The organism is Sulfurihydrogenibium subterraneum DSM 15120 (assembly GCF_000619805.1).
GTDB lineage: Bacteria > Aquificota > Aquificia > Aquificales > Hydrogenothermaceae > Sulfurihydrogenibium > Sulfurihydrogenibium subterraneum.
Genome location: NZ_JHUV01000008.1, coordinates 75,089 through 92,196 on the forward strand (window position 1 = coordinate 75,089; position 17,108 = coordinate 92,196).

Here is a 17,108-nt window from a genome sequence, read left to right on the forward strand (position 1 = left end):
TTAAAACCTCCATAAAAAATATAACATTGTTTTATTTTGAAGTCAACTTAAAAGATATTTATATACCGCCATTCTTATAAAAAGGCCATTTTCTACTTGATTTAGGATTAAACTTCTATCTGAGTATACAAGCTCACTTTGAATTTCGACTCCTCTGTTAACAGGTCCAGGGTGCATTATAACAGCATCTGGCTTCATAATTTTTAGCAGTTCCTGATTTAATCCATACTTTATAGAGTATTCTCTAAGTGTAGAGAAAAAAGGTTTATCTTGTCTTTCTAACTGTATTCTAAGAAATATAACAACATCTTTATCTTTTACTGCTTCTTTAATATCTGTTGTAATGTAATCTGCTCCTAAGGCTTCGTAGTGCCTTGGTAGCATTGTCATAGGAGCACATAACGTAATTTCTGACCCTAACTTCTTAAACAGTTTTACGTCAGACCTTGCAACTCTACTGTGTTGTATATCTCCTACAATGGCTATTTTAAGACCTTCTAGACTTCCTTTTTTTTCTAAAACAGTGAATGCATCTAATAATCCCTGAGTAGGATGTTCATTTGTCCCATCACCGGCATTTATAACATGACTTTTTACACTGTCTGCTACTATTTTTGCAGCTCCTGACATATAGTGTCTTATTACTATAAAGTCAGAGTTCAACGCTTCTAAAGTTTTTACCGTATCATAAAGAGTCTCTCCTTTTTTTACAGAGCTTGAAGATGCTGATATGTTTATAGTATCAGCTCCCAATATTTTTCCGGCAAGTTCAAAGGAAGTTCTGGTTCTTGTAGAATTTTCGAAAAACACAAGTAAAACGGAATATCCTCTTAAATCGTTAAACTTCTTTTCTCCTTTTAAAAATCTACTTTTGTAATCCTTTGCTAATTGAAAAATTTTTTGAATGTCTTTTTTTTCAAGTTGGTTTACAGAGTAAAGGTCTTTCATTATTAAACCTCACTACTTAGAATATTTATCATTTAACGGTTTTATATCTTCCTTATTTAAAACTGCTATGTAAAATTTTAACATATAGGACACTTTACAATTTAGTAAATTTTCTTTAACCTTGTTATAGTTAAGTATAAAAAGTAAAAGATTAATCCAATGACAACAATAGATAATCCAAATATAAAGTAATAATGCTTTAAGTCTCCAAAAATTGCTGTAGCTGTATGTCCCAGTAGATAGCCAATTGTCAAGAATATTGAAGCCCAGAGTATCAACGATAAAATATTAAAAAAAAGAAACTTATAAACGTTAAACCCAGTTGCACCCATAAGCATCATTGGAACAACTCTCATTCCATACAAAAATCTTATTATAAATAAAGAGTATATTCCATACTTTTCTACCAATTTCTTAGCTTTTCTGTACCTTTTTTTAGTGTATTTATTTCCAAGTAGAATATGCCTTCCTTTCCATCTTCCTAAGAAAAAGTAGATAAGCTCGTGGGTTAGAGCTCCAAAAATCGAAAATATAAAGGTTGGCAAAGGCTGTAAAAAACCGTGTTTAATAAAAAATCCAGCCACTAATAAAAACAGCTCTCCTTCTATAAACGTTCCCAAAAAAACAGCAAAATAACCGTAAGAAGACAGAAAGCTTTCTAAGTTTTCAACCATTAATAAATTCTCCATAATAGTGTCCCTGGGCGGACTTGAACCGCCGACCTCCGGATTAGGAATCCAGTGCTCTGTCCTACTGAGCTACAGGGACACTGTTTTTTTCTGGCAGTAATCTTACTTCTGTGTAGTTATTATCTTTTAAGGTTTTAAGATAGTTCTCTATATCTTCTTTTCTAACTTTTTTAATTCTTTGTATAAACTCTAAGTCGTACTTTATGTCTCCTGTTGTTGTAATAGCGTATCCAGCTGACTCTGCATCGTTTTCAACTTCTTCCCTTGAAAAAACTTCTCTATTTATTATTCTCTTTTTAGCATTTTCAATAACTTCTTCTGGAATACCGTTTTCTTGATAGTTTTTTATTATTTCAAAAATTTTAGCTTTTGCTGTTTCTACTTTGTCTGGGTCAGCAACAAAGTAAAATAAAAACTGACTTGTTCCAACGTGAGCCATGTATCCACCCATTATAGACTGGACATAACCTTTTTCTTTTAACTCTTGATACATTACAGAACTTTTTCCGTTTAACAGTATCTCTTCAAGTACAGTTAAAGCAGGAGAGATTTTATCTCTTATAGATGGAGCTTGCCAACCTATTGCCACATAAGCCCTTGTTATCTGAGGTTTGTAAATGTCTTCTCTTCTAACCTCTGTTTGAGGGTCTTCTAAATCTACTTTCGGTGGTTTGTAGTACTGCCCTTTTACAGTTGAAAAGGTATTGTTTATCTCTTTTAAAACTTCTTCGGCGTTAACATTACCTACGACAACAACAGTAGTGTTTGAAGAGGTATAGTGGGAGTAAAAGTAGTTTCTTACTAATTCAGGAGTATAGTTTTCGATGGTTTCTCTGTACCCAATAACTGGATGTTTGTAATTTGTCTTTTTATAGGCAAGTTTGTAGTAAGTATCCCAAAGGTAGCTCTTAGGATTATCTAAATGTCTATTTAGCTCTTCTAAAACGATTGGTTTTTCTTTTGCAATCATTTCATCAGATAAAGATGGCTGGGTTGTCATGTAGTAAAGATACTTTAAAGCGTCTTTCCAGAAGAGATTTCCAATTTCTATGTGGTAGTAGGTAAAATCAAAGCTTGTAGCTGCGTTTATACTTCCACCTTTTTTCTCTACCTCAAACTCTATCTCTCCCGGTTTTGTGTACTTTGTACCGTTAAATAACATATGCTCTAAAAAGTGGGACAGACCTCTTTCGTTGTCTTTTTCGTAAACAGACCCTACACCAAACCAAACTTGAACTGCCACTGCTTGAGTGTCTTTTCTTTCTTTGATTATTACAGACACACCGTTTTTTAACTTTTTAATAGTAATTTTTTCTTTACTTTCTGCTTTTGCTATAGCTAACGCCATTAATAAACTCCATATAATTAGTATTTTTTTATACATCTTGAACCTGTCTTATGTCGTCAAGTTTCCAGTTTAAAGCTTTACCTACAAACGCCCAGTACTCTTTGAATACCACTGGATTATCTTTATCTCCTTCTACAACGTTTCCATTACTGTCAACTGTATAATCTTTTGCCTGTGCTTCAATTTCTAATATTGCTACTTTATTATCCCCTTCTTCTTCAACGTGGACTATCTCTGCGTTTAAAATTTTTACATCTTCCACTATGTTTCTCAAACCTTTTGATTTTAAGTCTTGCAGCTGAGAGTTTAGATAAACGTACATTCTATCTGTTAAAAAATTTCTAACTGATGATAGATTTCCTTCACTCCACGCCTTTTGGATATCTATAAACGCATTTTTAGCAAGGTTTAGTATAAGCTCTTCATTTATGTAAGAAGCTGTTGATAAAGTAGAATCACTGTAATAATCAGATAGGTTTTGTATATTAGCGTTTGTAGGTGTAGCGTAGGCTGGCTCTTCTTCTCTTTTCTTTAAAAAAACTTTAAACATTAAGTACACAATACCGATGATAAGTAATATCTCAAGTAGTCCCGGCATTCCAAACTGAAGACCATGTCCCATCAGTAAAGAAAGTAGAGCTCCAAATATCATTCCACCAATTAACCATTTAAAGATAGGATTTGAGAAGAAAGATGGTTTAGGTTGAGGTTGCTGATATGCAGGATTTTGTGTATTTTGTCTTTGTTGATAGTAAGAAGGTTGGTTTGTCTCTTTACTTGGTTTGTTAAACTGGTATGATTTATAAGACCTAAAACCTGATGAAGAGCCTTTTCCTGCTCTTGCAAATGAATCATCTATTAATAGCATTGTTAAAGCTATTACTGATAAAATAGCCAAAAACTTTTTCATACTAAAGCCTCCAACTTAATCTTAAAGATTATTATATATACAACTTGTATTTATATCAACCTTGTAAGAATAAGCCCGATGAGTGTAAAAAGAAGAGTAGGAAGTGTTAAGACAATACCGACTTTAAAGTAGTATCCCCACGAGATATGTATACCTTTTTGATTTAAGACGTAAAGCCATAGTAAAGTTGCCAGAGAACCAATAGGAGTCATTTTTGGTCCTAAATCACAGCCTATAACGTTTGCATAAGCCAAATACTTCATAGTTGGTAAATCAAATCCAGTATCTAATATAGACAGGTTTACTACCATCACAGAAGGTAAGTTATTCATAATTGAAGATAAAAATGCTGCTAAAAATCCGGTTGCTATAATACCTAAATCTAAAGATATTAATGTTGATTGTTTTATTAAGTAAGTGATAAAATCAGTAAATCCTGTATTTTTCAAACCGTAAACAACTACATACATACCTATAGAAAAAACAACTATTTTCCAAGGAGTTTCTTTAATAACAAGAGATTTCATATCTACTATTTCTTCTTTGTAAGTAGCTACACCAAGAATAAAAGCACCTATACCTATGATAATAGAAACAGGAATGTGATAATACTCCCCTACAAAAAATCCTATAAGCAGTATTAAAAATACAAACCAGCTTAACTTAAAGATAAACCAATCTTTTATAGCGTATTTTGGTGGTTTATCTTCAATAGCTTCTAAATCTACTCTTTTTAAAAGGTCTTTTCTAAAATAAAAGTAAAGAACAACGATAGTTGCAATCAAAGAAAAAAAGTTAACAAACACCATAACAGAGGCATACTCAAAAAAACCTATCTTAAAGATGTCAGCTGTAAGGATATTTACCAAGTTAGATATAATCAGAGGAAGGCTTGTTGTATCTGCTACAAAACCACTACCCATAATATAAGGAAGCATATACCTTTGACTTAATCCAAGATGTTTTATTTTTTGATACACAATAGGGGTAAGGATTAAAGCTGCACCGTCATTGGCAAAAAAGGCTGATATTCCCGCACCTAAAAGGACTAAGTATATAAAAAGTTTTACTCCATCTCCTTTAGAAAAATCTATTATATGAAGGGCAGCCCATTCAAAAAATCCGATTTTATCAAGAATTAAAGATATAAAGATGATACCTATAAACGCAAGTGTCGGATCCCAAACTATCTCAACTACTTTATAAACGTCATCTATAGACACAACTCCAAATAAGAGAGAAACTGCAGCTCCAAAAGTGGCACTCCAACCTATATCTATACCTTTTGGCTTTTTTATTACCAGAAAAAGAGTTAAGATAAAAATTAATAAAGCTATTATTTTTTCCATCCTTTTTTACAAGTTTTTGATAAGCTGTTCCACACGTTTTTTTATTTCATCTCTAACGTTTCTAAAAGCGTTTAACTTTGCATCTTCAGTTAGTCCTATTACTCTTGCTGGGTCTGGTAAACCCCAATGTTGAGTGTTTGCACCAGGAACAACTGGACAGCTTTCTGCAGCATCACCACAGAGCGTAATCACATAATCCATCTGATTTATAGGTATTTCATCTATATGTTTTGAATATTGGTCAGATATATCTATACCTTCTTCTTTCATTACCTCAATAGCTTTTGGGTGAATGTATCCTGATGGGTTAGAGCCTGCCGAGTAAAATTCAATATTTTTTCCATACTTTTTAGCAAAAAATTTGGCATATCCTTCTGCCATCTGACTTCTTGCAGAGTTTCCAGTACAAATAAAAGCTATCTTAACCATCTTTTACCTCACAGGAGATTTTATCAAGATTTTCACTTATAGCTTTATCTATAAGAGGTAAAACTCTATTTAAACCTTCATTATCTTTATTTAAAGAGTAGTAAACCCATCTTCCGTCTTTTCTTGCTTTAAAAATCTTTGATTCTCTTAAAATCCTAAGGTGAAATGATATTCTCGGTTGAGACAGGTTAAAGTAATCTAAAAAGTTGCATACACATAACTCTCCGTGTTTTAAAACCATCTTAACCATCTTTAGCCTTATAGGGTCTGATAGTGCATGAAAAAGTAGCTGAAGCTCCTTTTCTGTCATTTTTGTTTTACTTCTATAAATTTTTGAGATTTCTCCATAGCCTGACTAATATCCTCTTCTTTTACATCTCCCCTTATCTCTATCACAGGCTTTCCATTTTCTACTCTAAAATTCATAAAACTAATCTTGGCTTTTATTTCTTGGGACATACAATCACACTTTCCCGTTTTACAATTATCCACTATCTCTTTTACATCTTCTATGTTTACATTTTCTTGAACTTGGATTTTGATACCTTCTTCTGTTTCAACTATTTGGCTAATTTCTTTTAGCTTTTTCTTTTCCATATCTAACTTCACCTCAAAATTTTTTTATGTATAAAAGTATAAAAAAATTTTTATATATAAATCATGATAAAACTCACAAAAACCACCTGTTTATCAGGTGGCTTTTATAATAGTTAAAAAGCTAATCCAACTAAAGCGTACCCGCCTTTTATCTTAATGTCAGTTTTAACGTCTTTTTCGTCTATTTTTAGTTTTTCGTATCTATATCCAGCTTCAATAAATGGTTTTAAAATTCCTATAGGTATTAAATTTGCAGCATACAACCTCGCACCAGCAGTGTAATCGTAATAAGTATCTTTGTTATAACTTATGTAGTTTACAGACCCAACAGCTGAAAAGTAAGGTATAGGTTTGATTTCTGTGGCTAAGTGTAGCATAGGAACTGGCAAAGTGATAGATTTACTTTCACTAACCTTTTGACCTGTGGTTTTATCTGTACCGTTTAACTTTCCGTCAAAGAAAACAGTCCTTATGTTAAGTCCAAGCTCAATGTCTAAAACACCGTTGCTTAATGTTTTTACTAAAGGAGCGTTAAAGTATAAAGTTGTATCAAGTCTATCAAGTTTAACTGATAAGTTGTAATCAGCATTTGCTTGAAAAGTATAATTACCCCACTTTATATCTCTTGTTAGAGTCCCATTTCCGTCAAATTTCATGGGCATATAACTGAGCTTTACGTTTGGGAGTAAAGGTAAAGGATGCTCTACTTTCAATCTTACCCAAGGTTTTGTTTTGTCCGATATGTGGGCATCGTTTTTAAGGTCTATTTTGTCAGTATCTGTTATAGGTTTGTAAGAAACATAACCACTTGGTTTTTGCTGGACAGCTCCAACAGAAAATTCAAGCTCCATAGCATTCACTACAAAAGGAACTAATAATCCAGTAGCAACTAAATACTTTCTCATTTTCCCCCTTTCAAAAAGAATTTAAACTATTGTATTTCACTTCTTAGCTTTTTCGCAACGTTTACCATATTTTTCAAAGATTTTATAGTTTCATCCCAGCCTCTTGTTTTTAAACCACAGTCTGGATTAATCCATATAAGGTTTTTATCAATATATCTCAAAGATCTTCTTACAATCTCTTCTATCTCTTCTTCCCTTGGGACTCTTGGAGAGTGAATATCGTAAACACCTATACCTATACCGTGGTCATAGTTGAACTTTTCAAAAGCAGTGAGTATTTCACCTTTACTTCTTGAAGCTTCTATGGATATAACATCTGCGTCCATTTTGTATATGTACTCTATTATCTCGTTAAACTCTGAATAACACATATGAGTATGAATCTGGGTTTCGTCTTTTACAGTGTCGTGGGATAGTTTAAATGCGTTTACAGCCCAGTTTAGGTAGTGTTCTTGTTTTGACTTTTTAAGTGGGAGTCCTTCTCTAAATGCTGGCTCATCTATCTGTATTATTTTTATTCCAGCTTTTTCTAAGTCTATCACCTCTTGTCTTAAAGCTAAAGCTATCTGATAAGCAATGTCCTCTTTTGGAATATCTTTTCTATAAAAAGACCAGTTTAGGATAGTCACAGGTCCTGTCAACATTCCTTTTACAGGTCTGTTTGTAAGAGATTGAGCATACGTAATCTCTTCTAATGTCATAGGGTTTGGCCTTGATACATCACCATAAATAATAGGGGGTCTTACACATCTTGTTCCGTAGGATTGAACCCATCCGTTTTTTGTAAATGCAAAACCTTCTAACTTTTCACCAAAAAACTCAACCATATCAGTTCTTTCAAACTCACCGTGAACTAAAACGTCTAAATCAAGATCTTCTTGTATTTTTATAACGTTTGCTATTTGAGATTTTATAAACTCTTTATACTCTTTTTCTGTTATTCTTCCTGCTTTGTAGTCAGCTCTAACCTTTCTAACTTCTTGTGTTTGTGGGAAACTTCCTATAGTCGTTGTAGGGAAAAGTGGTAGTTTTAATATGTCCATCTGTTTTTTGTATCTTTCTTTAAACGGTTTTTTTCTTCCAACTCCTTGGTTTTTATACTGGTTTACTAACTTTCTAACTTCTTCGTTTTTGTATTTGTCCCTTATATCTTGTAGGTTTTGTTTTGGGAGCTCTTTTCCTTCTGTAAAATGCTGTTTTAATGTTGTAAGCTCCTGTAATCTCTCATCTGCAAAGGATAGAAGATTTATTAAATCTTCACTTAAATGTCCTACTTCTGGTTTAAGGCTAACAGGAAGGTGGAATAAAGGAGCTGCGTTTGAAATGATTATATTTTCTTGAGATACGTAGTCAAATAAAGATTTTATAAACTCTGCTGTTTGTCTCAAATCTGTTTTCCAAGGGTCTCTTCCTGATACAACCCCTGCTACTAATAACTTATCTTTTGGAAATCCATACCTTTTAATGTTTTCAAAGTTTTCTGTGTTTGACACAAAATCAAGTCCTATACCTTTTACAGGAAGGTTAACAAGTTTTTCATACGAAGATAGGCTTTCGTAGTAAGTTTGAACTATAACATCTAATTTATCAATACCTTCAACTACTTTTTTATAGATTTTTAATGCAAGGTCTACTTCTTTATCTGATAAATCAAGGACAAAGGCAGGCTCGTCAAGTTGAACTATTTTAACTCCTTCATCTTGGAGCTGTCTTAAAACTTGGTTGTAAAGATCTGCAAAGTAATCTAAAAAGTACTCAAACTTCTCACTTTCTGGAGCTTTTACCATCTCCATTAAAATAGAGCCTTCCTGTCTTTGATAGACTTTTGACAGATAAACAAATGTAAAAGGTCCTACTATCACAGGTTTTGTTTCTATTGATAGACTTTCTTTGATACTTTTGTAAGATTCTAATGGTCTATTTTTTTCAAGTTTTATATCTCCTGCAAGCTCTGGAACTATGTAGTGATAGTTTGTATCAAACCACTTTGTCATTTCACAGGCAATAGCATCATCACTTCCCCTTGCCATTGAAAAATATAGGTCAAGGGAGTCTTCAATCTTTTTAAACCTTTCAGGGATAACGTTAAACATAGTAGCTGTATCAAGGACAAAGTCGTAAAGTGAAAAGTCATTAGAAGGAACTATATCTATACCAGCTTCTAAAACTTTTTTTATTCTGTTTATATTAATCTCATGAGCTTTTTCAAAGAGCTGGCTTTTTGTAATCTCACCCTTCCAGTAAGATTCTACCACTTTTTTTAACTCTCTATTTTCACCTATCTTGGGATAACCAAAAACAGTTGTTTTCATTTTTTACCTCCTGCAAATGCAAATTATTTGCAAAAGTATACCATAATTTAAATTCAAATGCAAATCATTTGCAAAAACCTTGCAAAATACTTTAAATGATATAATATTTACTCACTTTAGATATTTTAGATATGGAGACATTATGAAAAAGTTAGTAATACCCCAAGGATATAAAACTACAAAACAGAGAAAGGCTATCTTAGAAGTTTTAGAAGAAAATATTACACCTATGCATGCAGAAGAAATATACTTTAAACTTAAAGAAAAAGGAATAGATATAAGCCTTTCAACTATATACAGAAATCTTGATATGCTTCAAAAACAAGGTTTAGTTGTTAAAGCTTACATGTTAAACGAAGATAAAGCAAGGTTTGGACTTTCTTCAAAAAAGAATTACTTAATCTGTCAAGAGTGTAAAAAGATAGTGATAATAGATAACTGTCCTTTTGAAAAATTTAAAGAAGAGCTTATAGAAGTCCACGGATTTGACATTTTAGGACATAGTATAGAAGTCTATGGAATCTGTCCAGAATGTAAAGAAAAAATCAAAAACGACGAAAAGCTTTTACAAGAAAATAAATAATTAAGAGCTCTAAAACAATAAGTAAATAGTGAAGATAGTAAACCTGCTGTTGATTTTGAGTAATGTTAAAAAAGTACTCTAAAGATTTATAAAAGGCAAAAGAAGCTCCAAGACCTAAAAGGTATCCTGACTGTTTATAAACATCAAGTATAGACAAAAGTTTTTTCTTTTTTAAAATAATCGTTTCAGTCCTTACAAGATAAGAACCAAACATAAAGGTTATTTGATAACCTGAGTATATAAACAAGGCTGTAGAGTAGGAAAAGGGCTTTAATAAAAAAGCTGTTATTACAAAAAACATTACAATCTCTACAAATAGAGATATTAGGAAAAATAGCCTAACATTCATAAGTTTTTCGTAAAACTTTGCTACTATCAACATTCCTAATGCAAGTAAAATACCGCCGATAGAAAATACAGAAGGTTGTAAAGGAGAGTAAATAGAAAACACTGAGCCGATAGACAGCCCTGCAAATAAAGAGTTTAAAAACTTGTATCTGATATAACTTTTAACGTCCATATTTTAAAAACTTCCGTTTAATCCTGCATATATAGACCTTCCAAACGACGCATAACCATAAACTGTTTGATAGTACTTATTTGTAATATTGTCAATCTTTAAATATGCGGATAGATATTTGTTTAACTTGATGTTTAAAGTTGTGTTAAGTATAGTATAGTAGCCAGTTTGAACATTGTTAGTATCTTTTCTTTTTCCTATATACTGTCCGTTAAAGTTTATAGAGATACTATCTACAGGGAAGGTTGTAATGTTAAAATCTATCTTTTCTTTAGGTCTTCTTGGTAGGTCTTTATCATTTTTGTCTTTTGCAGAAAGGTTTGTATATCCTATGTAAACATCTATATTAAAGTTTTTAAAAATATACCTGTAAGACATTTCATAACCTTTTATCTTTGAATCACCTGATATGTTAGCATACTTAAATGTATTTAAATTAAAATCTATCATATCAGTAATTTTATAGTGAAAGTAATCAAAAGAAAAACCTTTATAAGAAAAGCCTAAATCGTAGCTTTTTGTATTCTCTGGTTTTAAGTTAGGATTACCGTCACGACTGAAAAGTTGATAAAGAGTTGGGACGTTGTAAGCTGTGCCGTAGTTTGCAAGAATGTAAAAATCTTTGTTAAAAATGTACTTTCCACCAAACTTGTAAGTAATTTTATCAGAAAATTTACTGTAGTTATCTGACCTTACAGACTGGGATAAAACCAAGTCTTTTATCATTAGTATGTTTGTAATAAAGTATCCTGTGTTGTGGTATCTATTATTAAGATTTGAATCATTTTCTACAAAGTCTTGTCTTACAAATCCTAAATTTAAAAATGAGTTTTTTACATAATCTAACCTATACTTAAATCCTAACTCTTTTACTCTACCTTCATAACCATAACTTTTTATCCAGCCTTTAGGTTCATTATACTGCCTGTAAAAATCTGATTGATTGTAATATATTTGTGCTTGATAATTTTTTATCGTTTTTGTGTACTTAAAAGTGTAAAACTTTTCATTTATATGAGCTTTATTCTCTGCATCTGCAGGTTTAAACGTTATAGAATCAAATCCATCATAGTTAACTATTGCGTCAATAAATCTCATTGTAGACTCTACATTATCATTCTCAGTTATATTTAACCCTATTTTCAAGTTTACAGTATCATTTTTGTAAGGGTCTGGTTCCATTTTTAAATCTTTCCACTTTTTCCCATATGGTTCAACAGCTGATATAGATTGAGAATCTAATCTATGTAAGCCAAAAAGTAGGTATATTTTATCGTTTGCAAAAGAAAAAGTTGTTCCGTATCTTCTTGTTATATAACTACCGTATTCAAAGTAAGCATTTGAAGAAAAACCTTTCTTTGGTTTTTTCGTGATTATGTTTATCACTCCTGCCGTTGCGTCAGCTCCCCATACACCAGACTGAGTCCCTTTTATAATCTCTATCTGTTGAATGTCTGTAGCAAGAATGTGTTCAATCATAGCCCCATTTAAACCAGTTATATCATTTAGTCTTATACCGTCTAATAAAATTAAAGTTCTTATTGGTCCAAAACCTCTTAAATATAAAGATGTAGTTTGTCCGTATCCACCATTTGATACAAAAGAAATATCAGATATTTTAGTTATAACCTCTGTTAACGTTTTAGGTTTTATCTCTTGAAGCTCCTCTTGGGTAATAATATTTACAGGGGAAGTTGTTTGAGTTAAAGATGACCCTGTCCCGTAAGAAGACACTATATTTACCTCTTCCTGTGCCATTACAAACTTTGAAGTAAGTAAAGCCATAACCAGTAATCTTTTCAAAATTCTCCTCCTTATGCAAATGCAAATTATTTGCAATTATTATAACACACTTGTTTTATGCTATAATCTTTCTGTTTAATTTCATCTTTAGGAGAAGAATGGAATTACTCTTACTACTACTATTTTTATACATAATATATTTTGAATTTAGACCAGTTAGAATTATAAATCTTGATAAAGTTTCAAAAACAGACTTTAAAGAAATAAACTTATACAAATACAACGTTATAGCCCACGTCCATACCCAGTTTTCTTTTGATTCATTAGGCAAACCCTCTGATATAAAAAAAGCTATGGAAGAAAATAGCATAGACTTTGTTTTTATAACAGACCACGACAATACAGATTACAGCCTATTTGAAGATGATAGAATTTTTTCGGGAATAGAAAAAAACACCCCTGACGGAAGATTACTGCTCCTTGGCAATACACTTCCAGTTATATCTCATCCTCACAACTTTGATTTTGAACATTACAGATGGAAAGGAGAGTTTAAAGAAGGACATCTTTACGAGTTTATAGACATTAAAGATATAGTTGTGTGGAATAAGTTTATAACTGGATTAGCACTTATAAAAAATATATCAATATATCCTCTTACAAGGAATATAGTCCATAAGTGGAACAGTCTTATACCCATAGACAAATGGAGAAAACTTTATTGGGATAGGGCTAAACATCTAAACATAATAGGCGGACTTGACCTTCACGTAAAAGTTGTTTATCAAGAGAGAACTCACGGACTTTTAATACCTTCTTACAAAGCTGGATTTAAATGGCTAATAAACAAAGTTTACTCAAAACAACCAATAAGGACAAAACAAGAGATTTTAAAAGCCCTTGAAGATGGAAATCTTTATCTATCAATCAATCAAAACTTTATAGATATATACGGAGAAGATGAAGAAGGAGTAAAGATTTTAGGAGAAAGTTTAAAATCAGGTGGCAAGATAAACATAAAATCCCTAAAAAAAGCAGTTAATATTATCTATCACAACTGTGTTCCAATTTTGAAAACAGACACTTCAGAATTTTCTTTTAAAGTTGAGAAAGAAGGGGATTATCACTTGGAAGTTTACGAGTATGATTTTAAAATTTTCAACCTTTACTTTGGATTTAGACCTGTAGTATTAACAAACAAATTTAAGGTGATAAATTGAGAAAAGACTGGGAAGTATCTATAAAGTGGAATGTAAAACTGTTTTATCTGATAAATCAAAAAAGGTTTAAATTTTTAGACAATTTTTACAAGTACTTTTTTTATATGGGAAAGACTTACTCACTACCCCTATACTTTCTACTTTTTTATATTTTTACAGATACAACTGCCTTCAAACATCTTATAGTAAGCCTTATTATAACAGGAATACTTATGCCTACATTAAAGTATATCTTCAGACATAAAAGACCTTCTTCACTACTTGAAAATGTGTATCTACTTGAGCCTGTAAGTTTAAAAAGTTTTCCTTCAGCTGACAGTGGATACGTTGCTACTATATTTGGAGTATCTTTATTTTATGGAAGTTTGCCATTATCTGTAATACTATTTATTTTAATGATTTTAGTTGGTTATGGTAGAGTTTATATGGGAGCTCACTTTCCTTTAGATGTAATTACTGGTTATACTATAGGAATTTTATCTGCGGTAGCAGGATTTTATTTAATTTCTCATTTTTAAACTGTACAGAGCAGGGATTAAGAATAAAGATGTTATAAAGGAAGTTAATATTCCTCCAAGCATTGGAAGTGCCACAACAGATATAACCTCATAACCTGAGCCTTTTAGTAAAACAGCTGGGATTAAGCTTGCTAAGATTGTTATCATAGTCATAGTTTTTGGTCTAACTCTTTTAACAGAACCAGAATATATTTTACTTATAAATTCTTCTTTATTGACGATTTTAGATTCTTTTAATGCGTTAACTATATAAATAATCATAACTATTGTCATCTCTGCAGCTATACCAAGGAGTGCTAAAAATCCTGTAATACTTGCAATACTTAATTTGTATCCAAGTATATACATTGCTAAGAATCCTCCAAATACAGAAACAGGTAATGTGATTATAACTAAAAGTGTTTCAAATAATCTTTCGAAACTTAAATAAACTAAAACAAAAATTGTTATTAACACTAAAGGTATTATTAACTTTAAGTCATTTAAAGCTTCTTGCCAGTACTCAAATTGTCCGCTAAATTGATAATAGTATCCTGTTGGAAAATTTACCTCTTTATTAATCTTTTCTGTAGCGGTCTGTACTATTTTAGTAATATCTGCATTTTGTTTTGGTGTTATATACACATATGACACAAACAGACCATTTTCTGATTTAATCTCAGCTGGAGATGATGTTTTTTTTATCTCTGCAACGGCTTTCAAAGGAATAAATTTATCATTTAATGGTAATAAAACTTCTTCTGGATTTTGTCTTAAATCTCTTGGAATACCAAGAGTGATGTTATATCTTTCTCTACCATATATGTACACAGACACAGGAGTATTACCAAATAAATACTCAACAGTTTTTGCTACATCTTCTACTCTTAAACCGTATAGTCCTAATTTTTCTCTATCTGGAGCAATATCTAAATAAGTAGAGTAAGAGCTTCTTTCTGCAAAGACACTAATAACCCCTTCCATACCAGTTAAAGCCATTTCTACATTTTTTGCTAATTCGAGGGTTTGGTTAATATCAGAGCCATAAATTTTTATTCCAAGAGGAGTTCTTATACCTGTAGATATCATATCAATTCTTCCTCTAATTGGCATAGTCCAGCTGTTTACAACACCAGTAATTTGTAATGCTGTATCCAGCTGTGTAATTAAATTTTCATATGTCATTCCATCACGCCACTTTTCAGTAGGCTTAAGAGCTATAATAGTCTCTATCATAGATAAGGGTGCAGGGTCTGTTGGTGTATCAGCTCTCCCTGCTTTACCAAAAACAGTCTCAACTTCTGGAAAACTTTTTATTATTTTATCTTGTAGAGTAAGTAATCTTTGAGCTTCTTGAATAGATATACCTGCTGATGTAATAGGCATATACATTATTACACCTTCATTTAGCTGAGGCATAAACTCTTTTTGTAAATTTTTATATATAAGATAGTTTCCTACTATGGATACAGGTATCAGCATTAATATTAGATATCTGTATTTTAATGCAAGAAAAAATAAAGGAGTGTAGATTTTTATAAAAAACCTAACTACAGGATGTCTTTCTTCTGGAATAAACTTTCCTTTACCTAAGTAATAGATTAAAACAGGAACAACTATCAAAGAAAAAACAGAAGCTGTAAGCATTGAGAAAGTTTTTGTTAAAATCAGTGGCTCGAATAACTTTCCAGCCTGTCCTTTCAAAGATAATAAAGGAACAAACGAAACAGCAACAATCAGTAAAGCTAAAAATATAGGTTTTCCTACCTCAGAAAAAGATTCTTTTATTGCTTCTACTACTGATTTACCTTCTTCTCTTCTTTTAACAAATGATTCTATTAAAACGATTGATGCATCTACCATTGTACCTATTGCAATAGCTATTCCACCTAAGGACATTATGTTTGAACTTACATTAAAAAAGTCCATAAAGATAAAAGTAGATAAAACAGATAAAACTAAAAAGATTACAACTACAATACCCAGCGTTATACTCAACAAAAACAGTCCTATTACAACTACAACAACAAAAGATTCCTCAATTAAAACCTTTTTTAAGTGATTTATAGAGTCTTCTATAAATTTTGACCTGTCGTAAACAGGTATAATTTCTACATCTGATGGCAGACCACTTTTTAGAATATTTAATTTTTCTTTTACCTGCTGGATTGTTTTATAAGCGTTTGCATTTGACCTCATAATAACAACTGTGCCAACAGTATTTCCAAGACCATTAAAATCAGCAGTACCCATTCTTAAAGCTGGAGTTTCAATAACCTTAGCAAAATCTCCAATTTTTATTGGAACTGAATCTTTTACTTTTACTACAGTATTTTTCATATCATCCATAGATGATACATAACCTTTAGACCTAACTATAAACTCTCTGGAGTTATATTCTATATACTTTCCACCTGTTTCTTTATTTGTTTCTTTTAAGGCATTTATTATTTCTTCTAAAGACACATTAAACTGTAAACATTTTTTTGGGTCTAAAATAACTCTAAACTCTTTTTCAAAGCCTCCAACTGATACAACATCAGCAACATTTTCAACTGAAAGCAGTCCATACTTAAGATAAAAGTTTTGAATAGACCAAAGTTTATCTAAAGACATACTTTTTGAAACTAACACATACTGATATATCCATCCTACACCTGTAGCATCTGGAGAGAGTTCTATGCTAGCTTGAGGTGGTAAACTATCCTTTATAGAAGACAGCTTCTCTAAAACTCTACTTCTTGCCCAGTATAGGTCAACTCCATCTTGAAAAATTATATAAACTATAGAGTAGTTAGGCATAGAATAGCCTCTAACAGATTTAACCTTTGCAAGACCCATTAAGTTTGAAACAATAGGATAAGTAATTTGATTTTCTATTACTGAAGGCGATTGACCTATCCATTTTGAATACACAATAACCTGAGTATCGGTTAAATCTGGAATCGCATCTACAGGCATTTTTTTAATAGAGTATAACCCGTAAAAAAATATAAAAATACATAAAGATAAGATTACAAGCCTATACTTAATTAAAATGTCTATTAATCTATCCATT

General features: G+C 31.6%; 16 protein-coding genes and 1 tRNA gene. 3 read left to right on the forward strand and 14 right to left on the reverse strand.

Features of this window, described 5'->3' with window-relative positions:
- Positions 1 to 42 precede the first annotated feature (42 nt).
- The 11 genes from Q385_RS0101090 to metE all read right to left on the reverse strand — a co-directional run bounded on the left by Q385_RS0101090 (position 43) and on the right by metE (position 9,487).
- Positions 43 to 948, reverse strand: coding sequence for an aspartate carbamoyltransferase catalytic subunit (locus tag Q385_RS0101090; RefSeq protein ID WP_028949891.1), 906 nt, complete (start codon positions 946 to 948; stop codon positions 43 to 45).
- Between the two features lie 101 nt (positions 949 to 1,049).
- Positions 1,050 to 1,622 (reverse strand): DedA family protein, encoded by a 573-nt coding sequence (locus Q385_RS0101095; RefSeq protein WP_028949892.1) that lies wholly within the window; start codon positions 1,620 to 1,622, stop codon positions 1,050 to 1,052.
- Positions 1,623 to 1,642: 20 nt separating this feature from the next.
- Positions 1,643 to 1,716 (reverse strand) — tRNA-Arg (locus tag Q385_RS0101100).
- Positions 1,699 to 2,985: a M16 family metallopeptidase gene (locus tag Q385_RS09200; protein ID WP_245596343.1), complete on the reverse strand. Its 1,287-nt coding sequence runs from the start codon at positions 2,983 to 2,985 to the stop codon at positions 1,699 to 1,701. The genes Q385_RS0101100 and Q385_RS09200 overlap by 18 nt, the downstream gene beginning before the upstream one ends.
- A gap of 28 nt (positions 2,986 to 3,013) precedes the next feature.
- Positions 3,014 to 3,895, reverse strand: coding sequence for a Tim44 domain-containing protein (locus Q385_RS0101110; RefSeq protein WP_028949894.1), 882 nt, complete (start codon positions 3,893 to 3,895; stop codon positions 3,014 to 3,016).
- Between the two features lie 50 nt (positions 3,896 to 3,945).
- On the reverse strand, positions 3,946 to 5,244 hold the full coding sequence (locus Q385_RS0101115) for an arsenic transporter (RefSeq protein WP_028949895.1): 1,299 nt from the start codon (positions 5,242 to 5,244) through the stop codon (positions 3,946 to 3,948).
- Positions 5,245 to 5,250: 6 nt separating this feature from the next.
- Positions 5,251 to 5,673 carry an arsenate reductase ArsC gene (locus tag Q385_RS0101120; protein WP_028949896.1) on the reverse strand — a complete coding sequence of 141 codons (423 nt, stop codon included), beginning with the start codon at positions 5,671 to 5,673 and terminating at the stop codon, positions 5,251 to 5,253.
- On the reverse strand, positions 5,666 to 5,983 hold the full coding sequence (locus tag Q385_RS0101125; protein ID WP_028949897.1) for an ArsR/SmtB family transcription factor: 318 nt from the start codon (positions 5,981 to 5,983) through the stop codon (positions 5,666 to 5,668). The genes Q385_RS0101120 and Q385_RS0101125 overlap by 8 nt, the downstream gene beginning before the upstream one ends.
- Positions 5,980 to 6,270 carry a hypothetical protein gene (locus Q385_RS0101130; protein WP_028949898.1) on the reverse strand — a complete coding sequence of 97 codons (291 nt, stop codon included), beginning with the start codon at positions 6,268 to 6,270 and terminating at the stop codon, positions 5,980 to 5,982. Before Q385_RS0101130 ends, Q385_RS0101125 begins: the two co-directional genes overlap by 4 nt.
- A gap of 113 nt (positions 6,271 to 6,383) precedes the next feature.
- Complete coding sequence (locus Q385_RS0101135) at positions 6,384 to 7,175, reverse strand: TIGR04219 family outer membrane beta-barrel protein (protein WP_028949899.1); 792 nt, start codon at positions 7,173 to 7,175, stop codon at positions 6,384 to 6,386.
- 26 nt (positions 7,176 to 7,201) lie between these two features.
- Positions 7,202 to 9,487 carry a 5-methyltetrahydropteroyltriglutamate--homocysteine S-methyltransferase gene (gene metE / locus Q385_RS0101140; RefSeq protein WP_028949900.1) on the reverse strand — a complete coding sequence of 762 codons (2,286 nt, stop codon included), beginning with the start codon at positions 9,485 to 9,487 and terminating at the stop codon, positions 7,202 to 7,204.
- A gap of 142 nt (positions 9,488 to 9,629) precedes the next feature.
- On the opposite strand from metE, the gene Q385_RS0101145 reads away from it, so the two are divergent.
- Complete coding sequence (locus Q385_RS0101145) at positions 9,630 to 10,070, forward strand: Fur family transcriptional regulator (protein ID WP_037919383.1); 441 nt, start codon at positions 9,630 to 9,632, stop codon at positions 10,068 to 10,070.
- On the opposite strand, the gene Q385_RS0101150 is transcribed toward Q385_RS0101145, so the two are convergent.
- Both Q385_RS0101150 and Q385_RS0101155 read right to left on the reverse strand, forming a co-directional pair.
- Entirely contained in the window at positions 10,033 to 10,590 is a 558-nt protein-coding gene (locus tag Q385_RS0101150; protein ID WP_028949902.1) for a hypothetical protein, read from the reverse strand. The two genes, Q385_RS0101145 and Q385_RS0101150, sit on opposite strands and share 38 nt — an antisense overlap.
- Before the next feature lie 3 nt (positions 10,591 to 10,593).
- Positions 10,594 to 12,393, reverse strand: coding sequence for a TonB-dependent receptor plug domain-containing protein (locus tag Q385_RS0101155; RefSeq protein ID WP_028949903.1), 1,800 nt, complete (start codon positions 12,391 to 12,393; stop codon positions 10,594 to 10,596).
- A gap of 98 nt (positions 12,394 to 12,491) precedes the next feature.
- Between Q385_RS0101155 and Q385_RS0101160 the strand changes: the two genes are divergently transcribed.
- Both Q385_RS0101160 and Q385_RS0101165 read left to right on the forward strand, forming a co-directional pair.
- Positions 12,492 to 13,553, forward strand: a complete 1,062-nt coding sequence (locus Q385_RS0101160; protein WP_028949904.1) for a PHP domain-containing protein — start codon at positions 12,492 to 12,494, stop codon at positions 13,551 to 13,553.
- Positions 13,550 to 14,071, forward strand: a complete 522-nt coding sequence (locus tag Q385_RS0101165) for a phosphatase PAP2 family protein (RefSeq protein ID WP_028949905.1) — start codon at positions 13,550 to 13,552, stop codon at positions 14,069 to 14,071. Before Q385_RS0101160 ends, Q385_RS0101165 begins: the two co-directional genes overlap by 4 nt.
- Here the strand turns inward: Q385_RS0101165 and Q385_RS0101170 are convergent.
- Positions 14,054 to 17,107: an efflux RND transporter permease subunit gene (locus Q385_RS0101170; protein WP_028949906.1), complete on the reverse strand. Its 3,054-nt coding sequence runs from the start codon at positions 17,105 to 17,107 to the stop codon at positions 14,054 to 14,056. The two genes, Q385_RS0101165 and Q385_RS0101170, sit on opposite strands and share 18 nt — an antisense overlap.
- Position 17,108: the final 1 nt, after the last annotated feature.